This is a genomic window from Microcoleus vaginatus PCC 9802 (genome assembly GCA_022701275.1).
Taxonomy (GTDB): domain Bacteria; phylum Cyanobacteriota; class Cyanobacteriia; order Cyanobacteriales; family Microcoleaceae; genus Microcoleus; species Microcoleus vaginatus_A.
The window spans coordinates 6,165,460-6,183,298 of sequence record CP031740.1 but is presented as its reverse complement, the minus strand read 5'-3'; the positions used below and the strand labels follow the sequence as shown (position 1 = coordinate 6,183,298).

Sequence of the window (17,839 nt, the reverse complement as noted above, 5' to 3'; positions counted from 1 at the left end):
TTAACTCGACAAATTATCCAGATTCGGTTCAGAATCAATTGAGGTTTCAGGATTACTGCTAGGAACAGACCAATTAAGTTGCGTAGTTCGCTCTAAATGCTGGCGTCTGTGTTCCATATTCGCCTGTTGAATGTTAGTGCGAACCATTTCAGGCAAAAAATCTGTCACATCCTGGGCCAGAGATTCTCGCACAGTCATGATCCGAAATCCCAAATCTTGATTTTCCAACAACAATTCTTGAATGTAAGCTTCTCCATCTTGGATTTTGCCCGTTGAGGAAAAGTTGCTCAACCAGATTGCCACAGGAGGATTGGTCTCGCTCAACTGAGCGACCACAACCCGCACGGATTGATAGGTTAGGTAACTTGCCAGCACCTTAGCGGTGTCTTTCGCAACTTGTTTGAGATCCATTTTTGACCCCAGCTCCCTCAAATTTTAGATTTTGGATTTTAGATTTTGGATGCAAACTTACTGGTAAATCTTCTTCAAAGATAAAGACTCCACAGCAAGTTTGCTACCTAAAACCTAAATTCTCAAACCCAAAATCATCAAACGGTATCCATTGCCTCGAACTCAAACTTGATTTCTTTCCAGAGTTCGCAAGCAACAGCCAGTTCAGGAGACCATTTGCAAGCTTCGCGAATTACGTCGCCGCCTTCGCGCATCAAGTTGCGACCTTCGTTACGAGCTTGGACGCAAGCTTCCAAAGCAACGCGGTTAGCAGTTGCACCAGGTGCATTACCCCAAGGGTGGCCCAAGGTGCCGCCGCCGAACTGCAAGCAGGAGTCGTCGCCGAAGATTTCCACCAAAGCCGGCATGTGCCAGATGTGGATACCACCAGATGCAACCGGCATGACACCGGGCATGGAAGCCCAATCTTGGGTGAAGTAAATACCGCGGCTGCGGTCTTCTTCGATGTGGTCTTCGCGCATCAAGTCTACGAAGCCCATCGTGATGCCTTTTTCGCCTTCGAGTTTGCCCACAACTGTACCGGAGTGCAGGTGGTCGCCGCCGGACATCCGCAAGCACTTGGCAAGCACGCGGAAGTGGATACCGTGGTTTTTCTGACGGTCGATAACTGCGTGCATGGCGCGGTGGATGTGCAGCAAAATACCATTGCGGCGGCACCATTTAGCCAAGGTGGTGTTAGCAGTGAAACCACCTGTCAGGTAGTCGTGCATGATGATGGGGGTTTTGATTTCCTTAGCGAACTCAGCCCGCTCCATCATTTCTTCGCAGGTGGGGGCAGTTACGTTGAGGTAGTGACCCTTGACTTCGCCGGTTTCTGCTTGAGCTTTTTCAATAGCTTCTTGAACGAACAAGAAACGATCGCGCCAGCGCATGAACGGTTGTGAGTTGATGTTTTCGTCGTCTTTGGTGAAGTCCAAACCGCCGCGCAGAACTTCGTAAACGGCACGGCCGTAGTTCTTAGCAGACAGACCCAATTTGGGTTTAATTGTACAGCCCAGCAAAGGACGACCGTACTTGTTCAATTTGTCCCGCTCAACGGTAATACCGTGAGGAGGGCCTTGGAAGGTTTTCAAGTAAGCAATGGGAATCCGCAAGTCTTCCAACCGCAGAGCGCGCAGAGCTTTGAAACCGAACACGTTACCGACCAAAGAGGTCAGCAAGTTGGTGACGGAACCTTCTTCAAACAAATCCAAAGGATAGGCAATGAAGCAGATGTACTGGTTGTCTTCACCGGGAACTGGCTCGATGTCGTAGCAGCGACCTTTGTAGCGGTCGAGGTCGGTCAGGAGGTCAGTCCACACAGTTGTCCATGTACCTGTGGAAGATTCAGCAGCTACAGCAGCGCCTGCTTCTTCAGGGGGTACTCCCGGCTGCGGTGTTACCCGGAAAGCCGCCAAAACATCTGTATCCTTTGGGGTGTAGTCCGGCGTGTAATACGTTAGTTTATAGTCTTGAACTCCGGCTTTATACCCAGCCTTTGATTGAGTTTGGGTTTGCGCGTAAGCCATATCTCGCTTCCTAGTATTCGCTTAATTTTTTTGCCCGATCGGGGGCTGTTAAAAATATATCAATAAAATGGCGCTCTCAGATTTTAATATTCTTTTAATCATCATAAGTATTATTTATTTTGCTTTACATTAGGCAAATATTTGTAACATATCTTATGAAAAGCCAGCGGCGAAGGATGCAGGAGGAAAGGTTGGGGATCGCACAGCGGCGAGGAATTTCGCTCGCTCGAAAGATATGGTGCAGCGAGCCGAACAGCGGATAAATACGGTTTATGTAAAGAATTTAATACTTAAAAATCAGAATTAGTAACGAGTAATGAGCCAGGGCTAAGTAGTTAGAAATACCTAAAGTTGTGGATTGCTGTTGAGATCGATCTCAACAGCAATCCAGTATGCAATCTAAAATCCAAAATCCAAAATCTAAAATCTAAAATGCCGTGACTTCCAGACCGTCAACTCAAAAATCGACAGCATACCACATAATATGGACAGGACTTGTGCAGCAAGAGCAAGCTCGTTTCTCAAACCAAATCCGTCGTTACAGCCATTTAACCTCGCTGAAAACCGGGTTCCTGCGTTAGCTGCGCGTAAGTCTAGTATGGATATTTAGCCCCATTTTTACTCTGGTTGTGCCTCACCCCCCTTCAAAAGCCGTTCATTGCATCAATCCAGATTGCCCAAGGCCCTACCCTCAGACTTGGGGCAACAATTTTTGTCATAGTTGCGGGGCTCCCCTGCGACTAAAAAATCGCTACGTGCCTGTAGAAAGCCTCGGTTCCGGGGGTTTTGCAGCAATTTTCACAGTCTGGGACACAGAAACTCAAACCGAGCGCGTCCTGAAAGTGTTGCTCGAAACTTCCGCGAAAGCCCTGAAGCTGTTCGAGCAAGAAGCTTGGGTTTTGGCACGTTTGCGGCACCCAGGCGTCCCGAGAGTCGAGCCTGACGGTTATTTTCACGTCCAAACGCAAAATTTTGCAGGCGGGGAGGGAAATCCTGCGGCGAAGCGGCTGCCTTGTTTGGTAATGGAAAAGATTCACGGCAAAACTTTAGAAGAGGTTCTCGACGAGCACCCTCAAGGATGTCCGCAGGAATGGGTGTTTAGTTGGCTGAGTCAAGCTGTGGAAATTTTAGAGGAGTTGCACAGGTGTCAAATTATTCACCGCGACATTAAACCCTCAAATTTGATGCTGCGAGACCCGGAATCGCCCCAAGTTTTGCTAAGCAAGGGTTTGGGCGGACTGCAATTGGTGACGATCGACTTTGGGGGAGTTAAACAAATGGGCGGTGTCGAATCGGTGGGGAAAGATTCTCCGAGTTCGACGCGGTTGATTTCGCCTGGGTACAGTCCCCCGGAACAAATTGTGGGCGGCGGTGTGGTGCCGGCGACGGATTTTTATGCCCTGGGGCGGACTTGCATTCACTTGCTGACGGGGAAGTATCCGGCGGAAATTGAAGATCCGATGACGGGAGAATTGCGGTGGCGGCACATTGTATCTGTGAGTCCGGCTTTGGCGAATTTGTTGGACGATATGGTGCGATCGAACGTGCAGCAGCGTCCGGCGACGGCTGGCGATGTTCGGGCGCGTTTGCAGGAGATTTATGCTAGGAGTAACGGCAAAATTGCGATCGCCCCTGCGGGTCAAGCTATTTTAGAATTCTGCCGGCAAGTAGTGGTGGCGGGGGCACAAAAAACTGTCAGCCTGACTGGTTTTGTGTTCGGCGCGATCGCTCAAATCGTGGTAGCTTCTCTGGATACAGGCTGGGAAATGGTGCTGGGTGCCGTTGGTGGAAGTGCGGGGGCGCTCGGCGGTTTGGTTTTGGGTTATGCTTCGCCTCTAGGCCCGGAAATTGCCAGTTTTCTGAATGAAGGTTTGCAGCAATTAATGCCTAACATGACTTTCGCTGTCGGGCCGGAAGTGCTGCTGTTTGGGTTTGCGGGGTTCGGAACTGCGATCGGTTTGACGGATGCGGGGAGTTTTCGCCAGCAAAAACAGTATTGGCTGTCTGGATTGATGGGAGCTCAGGGTTATTTGTTGGCGGGTTTGTGCTGGATGGAAGCAACAGCTTCTAGTGGTGTGCAGGGGGTTATTTTGGGAGCTTTTGCGATCGCCTCTTTGACTGTGGGAATGGGTTTGCGGAGCCATCAATTAGTTCACGCTTTGGTAGTGGCTGTTTTCTCTACGGGAATGTTTCTGTTGCTGAATGCTTGGAACATTTTTCCGGGGAGTTTCTTTGGGATTTTGTCACTGTCTAACGTTACCTTCGGCTGGCTGCAAGTTTGGGGCTCAATTGTGTTCTTTGGTTTGTTGGGAAGTGCGATCGGGCTTTGTTTGGGAGTTAGTCATTATTTAGTTGTGCCTTTGTTGCGGTGGTTGGGCTGGAAGTAGGAATTAATTAAACATTAAACATTTCACCTCAGATTCATCTTCCCCTAAATCTCCCTTAAAAATCTTCACTTTGGGTAATCTTGTCCCCCCCTTGTTAAGGGGATCTAGGCGCGCTATCCGGCTTTGAAAACTATTGTGGGGCGGGCCGGGGAGGTCGCCAAAAAATCTACAATTTAGATGCTAGACAGCTTATAATCATGAATAACATTAAATAATAGCCTCAGAGTGCCATGTCCAAAATATTACTAGAATCCTTTCGGACAGCTTATGCAAATATGGAGTTATAGCCGCTGATAACTGCGAAAGAAGTCGAGAATTTCCGAGTAGAATACGGGACAGAAGTGCTTGAAGAATTAGAGCAATTAGTCGAAGATGACCCTTCCGGTAGCGGTAAAATTATTTTTACTGGACATCGCGGCTGCGGTAAGTCTACACTGTTGGCTGAGTTCTGTCGCCAGATGGACGATCGCTATTTTACAGTCTTTTTCTCGATTTCCGACTTGATCGAAATGTCGGATGTTAATCATATTAATATTTTATTTGCGATCGCCGTTCAGTTGATGGATGCAGCCGAAAAACAGCAAATTCCCATCAAAAAATCAATTAAAGAATCATTTTATAACTGGTTTGCCACTAAAACTAAAACAACAATTGACGAATTGAGCGCCAGCGGATCGGTGGGTTTTAACTTGTTTAAGATGATTCAAGGCAAGTTAAAAGCTGATGCGACGATTCGCGAGGAAATCAAACAAGAGTTTATTCGCAAAGTTTCTGATTTGGTTGCGACAATTAACCAGATTGCTGCCGTAGTTCGAGAAGGCGCGAAAAAAGACATAATCGTGGTGATTGATGACCTGGACAAGTTGGATTTAGGTGTAGTTCGCCAAGTTTATCAAGAACACATTAAAGCGCTTTTTTTGCCAAATTTTAGGATAATTTTAACAACTCCTATTTCGGCGCTGCGAGATGTCTCTTTGGCCGCTACCGTGGAAACGGAAACTAACAATCAAGTCGTGTTTATGCCAGTAACTAAGCTGTTTAAACGCGGGGAAAGCCGGAATGCTGATGCTGTTGCAATGGCGGAACCGGCGGCGAGATTGAAAGAGATTTTAGCTAAACGCTTGGGAAGCGAATTGATCGAACCGGAAACACTCGATCACCTTGTCGCATACAGCGGTGGAGTATTGCGAGAATTGATTAGAATTGCTAACGAATGCTGCCGCATTTGTTTGCGGTTGGTGCGACGCAATCCAGAAGCTGGGATTAAAATTAATGCTGAGGTGTTTGAGGAAGCGATTAATAAATTGCGGATCGATTTTGATACCCGTTTAGGAACAACTGATTATGAGATGTTGATAGCAACTTACAGAGATTTTAAACCTGCTGACCCGAAAGCACAAGGGTTTTTGGACTTGCTGCATGGATTATATGTTTTGGAATATCGCAATGCTGTTTTGTGGTACGACATTCACCCGATCGTGCTAGAATTGTTAAAGCAGCGAGATGATTTTCCGCTTGAATAATTTCTTTTATACTCAACAATTAAACTCGGCGTTAAAACGGCGGTTGAAACCGTTAGCAACGCGAGCACACAAACAAAGTCGCGCTACGCCGACTAAGGTAATGTCTGAGTCCAAAGTCGATCCCCCCTAGCCCCCCTTAAGAAGGGGGGGACAAGAATGTTCTCAAAGTCCCCCTTAATAAAGGGGGACAAGAGTGTTCTCAAAGTCCCCCTTAATAAGGGGGGGACAAGAGTATTCTCAAAGTCCCCCTTATTAAGGGGGATTTAGGGGGATCGAGACTTCGATACAAATGACAATCAATTATGTCGAATCTCAACAGTCAAAACCAAGATAATTATGAAGATTTACTCGTGTCAATTGAAGCGGGTAAAGATATTCTCAACTTGCTAATCGCTGTTTGCGATGATAGCGACTGTCGCGATCGCCTGATTGCGGATTATGAAGCAGAACTCGAACCGGATATCCGCCGCTATCGCGTAGAATTGGCGAGGGGTGAACCGAGTTTGCGATCGGCGATCGCCAATTTAGTCGAACAAGAAGCATATTTGCAGCAGCGGGGAAAAGCCGTGATCACCGTGACGGGTGTGGAGAAACTGCGGTTTTTTAAACAATTTGGCGAAAGTCGATCGGAACAACAAGTGTTTTTTGGCTATTTGCAATGGACGCGGGAAGCCTTGCGGGAGTTTCCGTTTTCGATTGTCTTGTGGGTGACGCGACAAATTGAAATTCTGATTAGCAATGAATCTCCTGATTTTTGGAGTTGGCGGAAAGGTGTCTTTCGCTTTAATACGAAAAAAACTGCGGCTGTTCCCAAAACTGAATTTGAACCGTTTCGATCCCTAGTTGAAGAGGACGATCGCGAACCGCCGAGTTTGATACCGCTGGAAGATTTGCAGGATTTAATCGCGCGAACCGAACAGAAAAAAGGACTCCAAGACCCCAGTTTGGCAAGTCTTTATGCGAGTATGGGGAAGATTTATTACAGAAGGATTAAGTCGGGAGAGTGCGAAAATTTTCAGCAAGAGTATGAATTGGCGATCGAGTATTTTAAAAAGGCGATCGCCCTTCAACAAGAGTTAGATGTGGAACTGGCATTATCAAGTAGTTTAAATTACCTCGCCGGACTTTATTATTTCCAAGGAAGGTATTCGGAAGCGGAACCGCTGTATTTGCAAGCATTAGAAATAGGCAGGCGCTCGCTCCCAGAAGACCATCCCAGTTTAGCCACTCACCTCAATAATTTAGCTGAACTTTATCGTTCCCAAAGCCGGTATTCGGAAGCAGAACCGCTTTATTTGCAAGCAGTAGAAATAGACAGGCGCTCCCTCCCATAAGACCATCCCAGCTTAGCAATTAACATTAACAATTTAGCCACGCTTTATCAAGACCAAGGAAGGTACTCGGAAGCGGAGTTACTGTATTTGCAAGTATTAGAAATAAACAGGCGCTCCCTCCCAGAAAACCATCTCAGTTTAGCCACTATTCTCAACAATTTAGCCGAACTTTATCGTTCCCAAGGAAGGTACTCGGAAGCAGAACCGTTGTATTTGCAAGCATTAGAAATAAGCAGGCGGTCGCTCCCAGAAGACCATCCAGACTTAGCCACTAGCCTCAACAATTTAGCCTCACTTTATCGTTCCCAAGGCAGGTACTCGGAAGCGGAACCGCTGTGTTTGCAAACATTAGAAATAGTCAAGCGATCGCTCCCAGAAGACCATCCCAGTTTAGCCATTAACTTCAACAACTTAGCCACACTTTATTATTGCCAAGGAAGGTACTCGGAAGCAGAACCACTGTATTTGCAAGCATTAGAAATATACAGGAGTTCGCTCCCAGAAGACCATCCCGATTTAGCCATTAACTTCAACAATTTAGCCAGACTTTATCAATCCCAAGGAAGGTACTCGGAAGCAGAACCACTGTGTTTGCAAGCATTAGAAATAAACAGGCGATCGCTCCCAGAAAACCATCCCAATTTAGCCGGTCACCTCCACGACTTAGCCGGACTTTATTGTGAACAAGGCAGGTACTCGGAAGCAGAACCGCTGTGTTTGCAAGCATTAGAAATTTTTTGCAAAAAATTGCCAGAAAACCACCCCGACATTCAGGTTGTGTGGGGAAATTATGTTGGGCTGTGGCGGGAAGCAATCAGTAAAGGACATTTGACATTTGAGCAATTGCAAAAACATCCTTTCGGGGAACAGTTATTAGCAGAACTTCAGGAATAAATAAAAATTCCCTCTCAGTTACAAATATTGTTAAAATGTACAATATACAGCCTAAATAGAGATTATTTAGTTGATAACTCGCAGCTTATACATAGTGCTGAGGCGCATCATTGCAGGCGTGCATTGAGTTTTTGCTGGTGCGTGAGGCGCTGAATTAATTGGCTCAATTTTTTGTGACAATTCTTAATCGCCGCGCCTCATACACCCTACAATATGGATTGTATATAATTTGTTATATTTGATATTATAAGTAATAGCCAGAGATAATATTATATTTTTGCACTAAAATGTCAGTCACTACTCATCAATTAATTCAGTGGAAACAACAAGGGCGGTCAATTGTTGCCCTGACAGCTTATGATTATGCGATCGCCCAACTCATCGATCAAGCAGGCGTAGATATCATCCTAGTCGGCGATTCCCTCGCCATGACAGTCTTAGGCTACGAAACAACCCTGCCCATAACCCTCGATGAAATGCTGCACCACGCTAAAGCAGTGCGTCGCGGAGTTAAACAAGCATTAATTGTTGTCGATTTGCCGTTTTTGACTTACCAAGAAAGTCCCCAGCAAGCCATGCACTCTGCCGGGAGAGCTTTGAAAGAAACTGGCGCTCAAGCTGTAAAATTGGAAGGTGGATATCCAGCAATGGCTGCCACAGTTTCGCAGCTAACATCCGCCGGAATTCCGGTGATGGGGCACGTTGGTTTAACTCCGCAGTCGGTACACCAACTCGGCTACAAAAAACAAGGGAAAACTGCCGAAGCAGCCGATCGCATCCTAGCAGAGTCGATCGCGCTTCAAGAAGCAGGTGCGTTTGCGATCGTCTTAGAACACATTCCCCCAGACTTAGCCGCTCAAATTACCCAAAAATTAACTATTCCCACCATTGGTATCGGCGCCGGGCCGCACTGCGACGGTCAAGTTTTAGTTACTTCCGATTTGTTGGGACTTTCTGAAAAACAGCCGCCTTTTGCTAAAGCTTACGCCAATTTGCGAGAAACGATTACCCAAGCTGTCACCGATTATTCCCTCGAAGTTAGAGAAGGCAAATTTCCCGAATAGGTTCTTAGTGAGGGCTTGAGCCCTTAAAAAGGAAGACTAAAATCCTCACTACAAACCTCATTTACACTTTCGGCTGGCCCTCTTCCTCTTTATCCTTCTCAACAGCTTCATCCTCAGATTGACCAACCCCTTCCTTAAAACTCCGCAGCGTTTTGCCCAAAGCATTTCCCAACTCAGGAATCTTCTTGGGGCCGAAAATTAGTATAGCCACCACCGCAATAATGCCCATTTCGGGCAATCCCAGACCAAACATACAAAATCTCCTGTAAAACTTGCTCGATCGTAAGTCAATCTACTGATATTGTTAAAGTATCTACCTTTTTTCCTGCATCTTGCAACAGTAGAATCAAGTTTTATTAAGCTATCCCCCGATAAATACGAATGTTAGAAATATCCCAGCCTTCTCTGCGCGACCAACAGCACCATCTCATCCGCGATTTAGCAGACCGGATGGAAGCAGTATGGCACCGCTATCTCGACCTCGAACCCTACCACCTGCCCGCTGAGTTGGGATATGTAGAAGGCCGCTTGGAAGGAGAAAAACTGATCATTGAAAACCGCTGCTATCAAACGCCCCAGTTCCGCAAAATACACCTCGAACTCGCTAAAGTCGGGCCCTTGCTTGACATTCTGCACTGCGTGATGTTTCCCAGACCGAATTATGCTTTGCCGATGTTCGGTACGGATATAGTAGCAGGCAAAGGCCAAGTTAGCGCCGCGATCGCAGACCTTTCTCCCCTCAATCCCGATCGAACTTTGTCGGAAACCTACCGAACCCAACTGGCAATATTGCCGATCGATCAATTTTCTTGTCCCCGCCAAATTCCCGAATGGGGGGATATTTTCTCAGAATTTTGTCTGTTTGTGCGACCAGAGTCGATCGAAGAAGACAGTCGGTTTTTGGATATTGTTGAATCCTACGTTGAAATTCACTGCAAACAGGCAGTCGCTTCCGAACCAGTCTCTGCCGCCGAAGCCTCGAAAATTCTAGACGCTCAAATTTACTACTGCACCCAGCAGCAGCAAAACGACAAAACCCGTCGCGTACTCGAAAAAGCTTTCGGTAAAGATTGGGCCGAACATTACATGACCGAGGTGCTTTTTGATATCCCTAAATAGCTGAAATTGGTTTACAATACTTCACAGTGGGTGAAAAAAACTTAATCAGGAAATCACCTACTTTATAAGTCATGGGAAAGGAATCACCGGTCAAGGATAAATCATTTTTAAAACCCCCAGGACGAGGAATCATCGGTTTAGCGATCGCCGCCACTCTCATTACCACAGGAGTCGGTTTTTGGCAAGTATCTCAACTTAGAAAAGCCGAAGAGTTAAAGGCGGCGGCTGCAACGGCTGCTGCAACTTCCGTCGCCACCCGCAAAAGTGTTACCGCTTTGGGTAGGTTGACTCCCCAGGGGGAAGTTATCAAATTGTCGGCCCCTTCTGCGTCCGAGGGAGCAAGAATTGAACAGTTGCAGGTGGAAGAGGGCGATCGAGTCAGTCAAGGACAAATCATAGCAGTTCTCGATACGCGCGATCGGCTCCAAGCAATCCTCCAACAAGCCGACAAAGAAGTCAAAGTCAAACAAGCAGAATTAGCGAAAATTCAAGCAGGCGCAAAAACAGGCGTTGTCGGCGCTCAAAAAGCAGAAGTTGCCAAGTTTGAAGCACAAGTGCAAAGAGAAACCGAAGGCGAATCAGCCAATGTCGCCCGCTTAGAAGCTCAACTGCGAAGAGAAACCGAAGCCGAACAAGCTAACGTCGCCAAGTTTGAAGCACAACTCCAAAGAGAAACCGAAGCCGAACAAGCTAATCTTGCCAAATTTGAGGCACAACTAGAAAGAGAAACAGAGGTGCAGCAATCCAAATTGGCTAGGCTAGAAGCTCAATTGCGCGGCGAAATTGCCTCTCAAAACGCTACAGTCGATCGGCTAAAAGCCGAATTCACCAACGCCGAAGCCGAGGAACAACGCAATAAAGAACTCTCAGAAACAGGCGCAATTTCTGCTTCCGCCTACGACACCAAACGCTTAGCAGCAGAGACGGCTCGCCAGAGAGTAAAAGAAGCGCAAGCTGTATTAGAAAAAACAGTGCAAACACTGCAAGAGCAAATAGTCGAAACGAAAGCAACAATCAAACAAACAGTAGAAACAGGCAAGCAGGAAATTAATCAATCCCGAGCCAATCTCAGACGCAAGTTAGAAACAGGTAGGCAGGAAATCAACCAAGCCCGAGCCACCTTAAATCAAAAGATAGAAACTGGTAGAGAACAAATCAATCAAGCCGAAGCAATACTCAAACAAAAAGCAGAAACCGGCCAAGAAGAAATCAATCAAGCCAAAGCAAATCTCGACCAAATTGCCGAAGTCCGTCCCGAAGACGTGCAAGCCGCCCAAGCCGCAATTGAAAGTGCGATCGCCACAAAGCAAAAAGCTCAAGTAGACTTAAACTTAAGCTACGTAAAAGCACCCGTATCCGGCTACATCCTCAAAGTTCACAGCCGACAAGGAGAAGGTGTCAACACTCAAAACGGCATCGTAGAACTAGGCCGCACCGATCAAATGTACGCCGTAGCAGAAGTTTACGAAACCGACATCGCCAAAGTGCGAAACGGCCAGCGCGCAACAGTCACCAGCCCGGTTTTTGCAGGCACTGTGGAAGGAACAGTCGCTCGCATCGGCAAACAAATCGGCAAAAAAGATGTCCTCAATACAGACCCCGCAGCCGACACCGACGCGAGAGTTATCGAAGTAAGAATTCGCCTTGCTCCGGAATCGAGCAAGAAAGTTGCAACCCTAACAAACTTGCAGGTTGAAGTCAAAATAGATATCTAAATTTTACCTTGACAGGAGTTACGCATGGGGAGTCAAGCAACCGGGTTTTTAACCGAGATTAAGGGTTTGAATCAAATATAAGGGTAAAAAAAACCGATTTCTCAACACCCGTGCTTAAATCCTAAAATTATTTAATCCCAAATCTAAAATCTAAAAGTGACTCTTATGGCAAAAATACCACTAGCTTGGGCACAATTAACGCGCGAAAAAATGCGTTTAGTAATCGCGATAGCCGGCATTGGATTTGCCGACTTGCTGATGTTTATACAGTTCGGATTTAGAGACGCCCTATTTGAAAGTTCCACCACCTTTCACTCCCAATTAAAAGGGGATATTTTTATCACCAGCACGCAATCTACGGCTTTAATAGCCATGAAAAGCTTTCCCCAACGGCGTTTGTATCAAGCTTTGAGTTTTAATGGCGTTACAGGAATTAGCCCGGTATATTTAGGCTTTGGGTTGTGGAAAAATCCCGCACCCGACAAAAACAATACCCGCCAACTGATGGTAATCGGTTTTGACCCCGCTCATCCCATCTTTGAGATGCCGGAAGTCAAAAATAATTTGGACAAAATCAAAATTTCAGATGTCGTTTTATTCGATCGAGCTTCCCGCCCGGAGTTTGGGCCAGTAGCAGAATATTTCAACCAGGGAAAGCCTGTGGAAACTGAAATAGATAACCGCCGCGTTACTGTAGAGGCGCTATTTACTTTAGGAGCATCTTTCGGTGCTGATGGCAATATTATTACCAGCGATTTGAACTTTATGCGAATTTTTCACGGTAGAAGAAGTAAAGGTTTAATTGATGTCGGAATTGTTCACTTGCAGCCGGGAACTGATGTCAAGGCAGTTATTGAAAAAATGAGGGCAACTTTACCGCAAGACGTGACAATTGCTTCTAAAGAAGAGTTTATAGATTTTGAGAGAAAATATTGGGAGGAAAGCACGGCGATCGGATTTATTTTTACTCTCGGCGCGACAATGGGGTTTATCGTTGGAATCGTGATTGTCTATCAAATTCTCTATACTGATGTTAATGACCATTTGCCAGAATACGCTACGCTGAAGGCGATGGGATATAAAGACGGTTACTTTTTGGGTGTGGTTTTTCAAGAGGCTTTAATTTTGGCAATCCTTGGCTATTTGCCAGGACTTGGGATTTCTGTGGTGTTGTACAATTTAGCTAGAACTGCTACGACTTTGCCGATGTACATGACTTTGACAAAAGTTATAACTGTTTTTGCAATGACAACGATCATGTGTTCTGTGTCGGGGGCGATCGCAGTTAGGAAGTTGCAGGCGGCTGACCCGGCGGATATTTTTTAAGGAAGGAAGAAGGAAGAAGGAAGAAGGAAGAAGGAAGAAGGAAGAAGGAAGAAGGAAGAAGGAAGAAGGAAGAAGGAAGAAGGAAGAAGGAAGAAGGAATTACCAATTACCAATTACCACGTACAAATTACCAATGAATACTTTACCAGTTGTCTCAATTAAAAATCTCAATCATTCCTTCGGCGAAGGACAACTTCGCAAACAGACATTATTTGACATCAACCTCGAAATTTATCCGGGCGAAATCGTGCTGATGACTGGGCCTTCGGGGTCGGGTAAAACAACATTATTAACATTGATTGGAGCTTTGCGATCGATCCAAGAAGGTAGTCTGAAAATTCTCGACCAAGAATTGCGGGGAACGCCGAAAAATAAATTAGTTAAAATCCGTCGCGACATCGGCTATATTTTCCAAGGTCACAATTTGCTCAAATGCTTGAGTGCTAGGCAAAACGTGCAAATGTCTTTAGAACTGCACAGCCATCTTTCTCGCCAAGAAACTAATGATAAAATAGAGGGAATGCTGCAAGCTGTAGGCTTGGGAGAAAGAATAGATTATTACCCGGACAGTCTTTCGGGCGGCCAGAAACAAAGAGTTGCGATCGCCCGGGCATTAGTCAGCCAGCCGAAATTAGTATTAGCAGACGAACCCACAGCAGCACTCGACAGTAAATCAGGTCGAGATGTGGTAGAAATTATGCGAGGTTTGGCAAAAGAACAGCATTGCACTATTTTGCTGGTCACCCACGACAACCGCATTTTAGACATAGCCGATCGCATTATTCACATGGAAGACGGCTACCTCGCACAAGACACATCAACAACGGCGGCAACCGGCCTTCTTTCGGGAAAATAATATTAACCCACCTACACTTATTTCCGAGAAACGGGACGCTTTCCTCCTACCTTAGCAGGACTTTTTGTCCCACCTTTGGCTGGACTTTTAGAACTACTTTTGCCACTTTTTTGACCCTTAGCTCCTACCAATTGGCCCTCAGTGGCATTTGCAGGTCTGCCGGCCGGCGTTCTCGTAGTCCTAAAGGTAACATTCACCCCTTCATTCGACTGTTCCAGCACCAACATCGGCGTCGGCTTGGCTTTTTGATCCCACTCAATATGAACGATGCGACCTTGAATCGTCGGCTGCCAACTGTCGTGGTCGTCGGAAGGACTCAGATAAGTTTCCAAACAGTCAATAATTTGATTAATTGTCGCTGATGTTGCCTGAGTCGGCAGTTTCATCAACTTAATTTGAATCCGAAACAGCACACGTTTTTCTATTTTTACTGCGGGATCGCCAGTTTCGTATTCGATATCAAACATCGAATCCACTTGCCTGCCGCTACCTGCATTCCCATTTTTATCTCCCACTGCCCCCTGAGTCGGACGCAGGGCAATACTAATTTTTTCTTTAACTTTTACCTTGATCTGGTTCACAATGGCAAAGTGAAAGACTTCTTCCGCCATCCGCATTCTCAGGTAGTCTAAATTAAAGTCTCGCGAGTGGATAAGGTCGGGATTCTTCTCCATCTTTAACATGGTTTCCAGAGCCATTTTGTATTTTTTCTGGAGTTCTCGATTTCTAAACTCCTCAAATTTGAGCTTTTTGCTCAAATCGTCGAGTTTTAGCTTGGTAAACACCGCTAAACCGATAAGCAATAACAACAGTAATCCCGACGCTCCCATGAAGAGTTGGTCTGAGGACGGATCTCCGGGTTTAGCCTGTTTAGGTTTGGGAGAGGCTACTGCCAACCTTGGTTCTACAAGGATTATTTGGGTTGACATGGGCTTTTAAAGGGTAAAATTTGACGCTAGATTTATACAGGACTCCAGAGTAGAGCTGGTAGTGCAACTGGATCAACCAACATTGACATCATTGCACCATCATCTTGGTACAACTGGATTTCTGCAACTGGAGCACGCACCCTCTAATTAATACTTTATCTTTAACTGCAAGCCGGTTTCCGCAATATCGGAAAATCCCGCCCTGGCACTGCCAAATAGAAATGGTGAATTGTCTGTAATATATTATACCAATATAGCTAAAAAAATGTTTGTTCGGCGGTCTCCGTTTCTAGCAAAATAAAAAGAAATACACATACATTAATAGTAACTCTGGGAGCCAGCAGCCGAAAACATCAAGGAGAACAGCCGATCGCCGGGACGCTCGAGGGGCGGACGTTGGGAGGGTGCTAATATCCTACTGTTGGCTCGCTCCCGCCGTGCAAGCCCACCGGGTGGCGTGCTGTGAAAGTCGAGCTCTCTTTGCGATCGAACAACGTCTCCTTAGCTAAGATTACAGCTAATACCACCAATATTCGATCGTGACCTACGAACCCCTGCATCACAAATATCGCCCTCAGACATTTGCCGAATTAGTCGGTCAAGAGGCGATCGCCCAAACCCTCACCAGCGCCATCCTCCAAGAGCGCATAGCACCAGCATATCTATTCACCGGCCCCAGAGGCACCGGTAAAACCTCTAGTGCCAGAATTTTCGCCAAATCCCTCAACTGTATTTCTACGGATGCCCCCACCCCTACACCCTGTGGCAAATGCAACGTTTGCCAAGAAATTGCCCGAGGTTCCACACTAGATGTCATCGAAATTGACGCCGCCAGCAACACGGGAGTAGATAACATTCGGGATTTGATCGAACGAGCTCAATTTTCCCCCGTACAATGCCGCTATAAAGTATATGTAATCGACGAAGTTCATATGCTCAGTACCCAGGCATTTAATGCCTTATTAAAAACATTAGAAGAGCCGCCCGATCGCGTTGTATTCGTCCTCGCAACGACCGACCCACAAAGAGTATTACCAACTATTATTTCTCGTTGCCAAAAGTTCGACTTTCGCCGCATACCCCTCGATGCAATGATTGCTCATTTGCACAAAATTGCCAAATTAGAAAACATCAATATTGCCAGCGATGCAGTACAAATGGTTGCTCAAATCGCCCAAGGAGGTCTGCGAGATGCCGAAAGTTTGCTCGACCAACTAAGCTTATTTCAGGGTGAAGTAACAGTCGAAAAAGTTTGGGATTTAGTCGGTGCAGTCCCCGAAAATGACTTAATGGATTTGCTGCAAGCTATTGATACAGATAACGCTACAGCACTAATAGACATGACCCGCCACCTCATGGATCGCGGTCGGGAACCGCTAATCGTGCTGCAAAGTCTCGCGAGCTTTTACCGAGATTTGCTAATAGCCAAAGCTGCACCAAAACGGTCAGATTTAGTAGCTTTAACATCTGCAACTTGGGAAAAACTGGGGGATTTTGCCCGCAAATGGGAGGTCGAGTTGATTTTGGCCAGTCAGAAACATTTGCAAACCCACGAAGTGCAAATTAAAAACACTACTCAGCCGCGTTTGTGGCTGGAAGTAACGCTGTTGGGATTGCTGCCCTCCGCAATTAGAACTCAGCAGCAACCAACAGCCGAACCAGCTAAAAATATTGCTCCATCACAAATTCACCCCCCCCAACCCCCCTTGCTAAGGGGGGGAGTCAGATATCTAATATTGAACAATCTTCAGTTTCCAATTCGCAAAATCATCCACCTCAGTCGCAGCCTGTGGCTAATCGAACAGAAAGCCCACCTCCTGCACCGATTACCGCACCTGTACCAAGCGCTGAAACGAATCAAACCAATTATTCACAGGCTAATTCAGCCGATGAAATCGATTTAAATCGAGTGTGGGAACAGGTACTTGAGCGCGTGCGGCCGCATGGAACTCAATCGCTGCTTCGCCAACATGGACAGCTAGTAATTTTTAACAATAATACTGCTCATGTTAAGATTAGTTCACAGCCGTTGCTCAATATGGTTAAAGACAAAGTAGCTAATATTGAAGAAGCTTTTTTGCAAATTTTTAACCGTCGAGTAACAGTAAAAGTGGGCTTGACAAATCCCGCTGAAACTAATAGTTCCCGCGCCAAGGATTTGCCTACTTCTAAGGGAGGTGTTGGCGAAAATCCTAGGAATTCTCATCCTGCGGATGATGCCAGCCAACAGGTGCAGAAGTCGGCGGCTTCTGAGATTACAGATGATTTTTTGGGGAATGGTGGAGAAGAACAAAAACACCCGCCAGCGCCTGAAAATACCGCCGTTAATGTGCCGACAATTTCCGAATCGCGATCGCCCACAAACGGATCTACAGACTCTCAAAATGATTTTAACGCTCAGGCTATAGCGGTGCGTGATGACGCTCAATATGTCGCGAATACGGCTAGGCAATTGGCTGATATGTTTGACGGGGAAGTAGTCGATTTGTCGGATGACTTGGAGATTTGGGAGTCGGAAACTTTTAGATTGGAATCTGAACCGGATTTTCCCGAGTTATCTTCTGAGTTAGGTGAGGATGATTTTATAGATTGGTAAGTATAGCAATCCTTGCAGGAGTCGTAACTTTTTTACCCCACCCCAACCCTCCTCTTACCAAGGGGGGGGAGTAAGAAATCACAAATGATGCGAGGATTGCTATAGATCACTAAAAAA

Annotated in this window: 10 protein-coding genes and 3 pseudogenes; 9 read left to right on the top strand and 4 right to left on the bottom strand. The window is 46.1% G+C overall.

Annotated features, from left to right (window positions below):
* Window positions 1-411, bottom strand: coding sequence for an RbcX chaperonin protein (locus tag D0A34_25540; protein ID UNU21756.1), 411 nt, complete (start codon window positions 409-411; stop codon window positions 1-3).
* Window positions 412-548: 137 nt separating this feature from the next.
* Window positions 549-1,979, bottom strand: a complete 1,431-nt coding sequence (locus D0A34_25535; GenBank protein UNU21755.1) for a ribulose-bisphosphate carboxylase large subunit — start codon at window positions 1,977-1,979, stop codon at window positions 549-551.
* 629 nt (window positions 1,980-2,608) lie between these two features.
* On the opposite strand from D0A34_25535, the gene D0A34_25530 reads away from it, so the two are divergent.
* The 4 genes and pseudogenes from D0A34_25530 (at window position 2,609) to panB (ending at window position 9,181) form a co-directional block, all read left to right on the top strand.
* Window positions 2,609-4,366 carry a serine/threonine protein kinase gene (locus D0A34_25530; GenBank protein ID UNU21754.1) on the top strand — a complete coding sequence of 586 codons (1,758 nt, stop codon included), beginning with the start codon at window positions 2,609-2,611 and terminating at the stop codon, window positions 4,364-4,366.
* A gap of 230 nt (window positions 4,367-4,596) precedes the next feature.
* A pseudogene (locus D0A34_25525) lies at window positions 4,597-5,889 on the top strand (ATP-binding protein).
* Between the two features lie 302 nt (window positions 5,890-6,191).
* Window positions 6,192-8,117 (top strand): annotated as a pseudogene (locus tag D0A34_25520) (tetratricopeptide repeat protein).
* Between the two features lie 287 nt (window positions 8,118-8,404).
* Complete coding sequence (gene panB / locus D0A34_25515; GenBank protein ID UNU21753.1) at window positions 8,405-9,181, top strand: 3-methyl-2-oxobutanoate hydroxymethyltransferase; 777 nt, start codon at window positions 8,405-8,407, stop codon at window positions 9,179-9,181.
* Window positions 9,182-9,242: 61 nt separating this feature from the next.
* On the opposite strand, the gene tatA is transcribed toward panB, so the two are convergent.
* Complete coding sequence (tatA, locus tag D0A34_25510; protein ID UNU21752.1) at window positions 9,243-9,434, bottom strand: twin-arginine translocase TatA/TatE family subunit; 192 nt, start codon at window positions 9,432-9,434, stop codon at window positions 9,243-9,245.
* Window positions 9,435-9,562: 128 nt separating this feature from the next.
* On the opposite strand from tatA, the gene D0A34_25505 reads away from it, so the two are divergent.
* The 4 genes from D0A34_25505 (at window position 9,563) to D0A34_25490 (ending at window position 14,197) form a co-directional block, all read left to right on the top strand.
* Window positions 9,563-10,300 (top strand): phycocyanobilin:ferredoxin oxidoreductase, encoded by a 738-nt coding sequence (locus D0A34_25505; protein ID UNU21751.1) that lies wholly within the window; start codon window positions 9,563-9,565, stop codon window positions 10,298-10,300.
* A 71-nt stretch (window positions 10,301-10,371) separates the two neighbouring features.
* Window positions 10,372-12,015: an HlyD family efflux transporter periplasmic adaptor subunit gene (locus tag D0A34_25500; GenBank protein UNU21750.1), complete on the top strand. Its 1,644-nt coding sequence runs from the start codon at window positions 10,372-10,374 to the stop codon at window positions 12,013-12,015.
* 165 nt (window positions 12,016-12,180) lie between these two features.
* Window positions 12,181-13,341, top strand: a complete 1,161-nt coding sequence (locus tag D0A34_25495) for an ABC transporter permease (protein ID UNU21749.1) — start codon at window positions 12,181-12,183, stop codon at window positions 13,339-13,341.
* 133 nt (window positions 13,342-13,474) lie between these two features.
* On the top strand, window positions 13,475-14,197 hold the full coding sequence (locus tag D0A34_25490) for an ATP-binding cassette domain-containing protein (GenBank protein ID UNU21748.1): 723 nt from the start codon (window positions 13,475-13,477) through the stop codon (window positions 14,195-14,197).
* Between the two features lie 17 nt (window positions 14,198-14,214).
* Here the strand turns inward: D0A34_25490 and D0A34_25485 are convergent, their stop codons facing one another.
* Window positions 14,215-15,126, bottom strand: a complete 912-nt coding sequence (locus D0A34_25485; protein ID UNU21747.1) for a hypothetical protein — start codon at window positions 15,124-15,126, stop codon at window positions 14,215-14,217.
* Between the two features lie 539 nt (window positions 15,127-15,665).
* Between D0A34_25485 and D0A34_25480 the strand changes: the two are divergent.
* Window positions 15,666-17,722: pseudogene (locus D0A34_25480) on the top strand (DNA polymerase III subunit gamma/tau).
* Window positions 17,723-17,839: the final 117 nt, after the last annotated feature.

Bases quoted from the DNA above. Each gene is read 5' to 3' on its own strand.
- D0A34_25540 (UNU21756.1), bottom strand. From the start codon at position 411: ATGGATCTCAAACAAGTTGCGAAAGACACCGCTAAGGTGCTGGCAAGT.
- D0A34_25535 (UNU21755.1), bottom strand. From the start codon at position 1,979: ATGGCTTACGCGCAAACCCAAACTCAATCAAAGGCTGGGTATAAAGCC.
- panB (UNU21753.1), top strand. From the start codon at position 8,405: ATGTCAGTCACTACTCATCAATTAATTCAGTGGAAACAACAAGGGCGG.
- tatA (UNU21752.1), bottom strand. From the start codon at position 9,434: ATGTTTGGTCTGGGATTGCCCGAAATGGGCATTATTGCGGTGGTGGCT.
- D0A34_25505 (UNU21751.1), top strand. From the start codon at position 9,563: ATGTTAGAAATATCCCAGCCTTCTCTGCGCGACCAACAGCACCATCTC.
- D0A34_25500 (UNU21750.1), top strand. From the start codon at position 10,372: ATGGGAAAGGAATCACCGGTCAAGGATAAATCATTTTTAAAACCCCCA.
- D0A34_25495 (UNU21749.1), top strand. From the start codon at position 12,181: ATGGCAAAAATACCACTAGCTTGGGCACAATTAACGCGCGAAAAAATG.
- D0A34_25490 (UNU21748.1), top strand. From the start codon at position 13,475: ATGAATACTTTACCAGTTGTCTCAATTAAAAATCTCAATCATTCCTTC.
- D0A34_25485 (UNU21747.1), bottom strand. From the start codon at position 15,126: ATGTCAACCCAAATAATCCTTGTAGAACCAAGGTTGGCAGTAGCCTCT.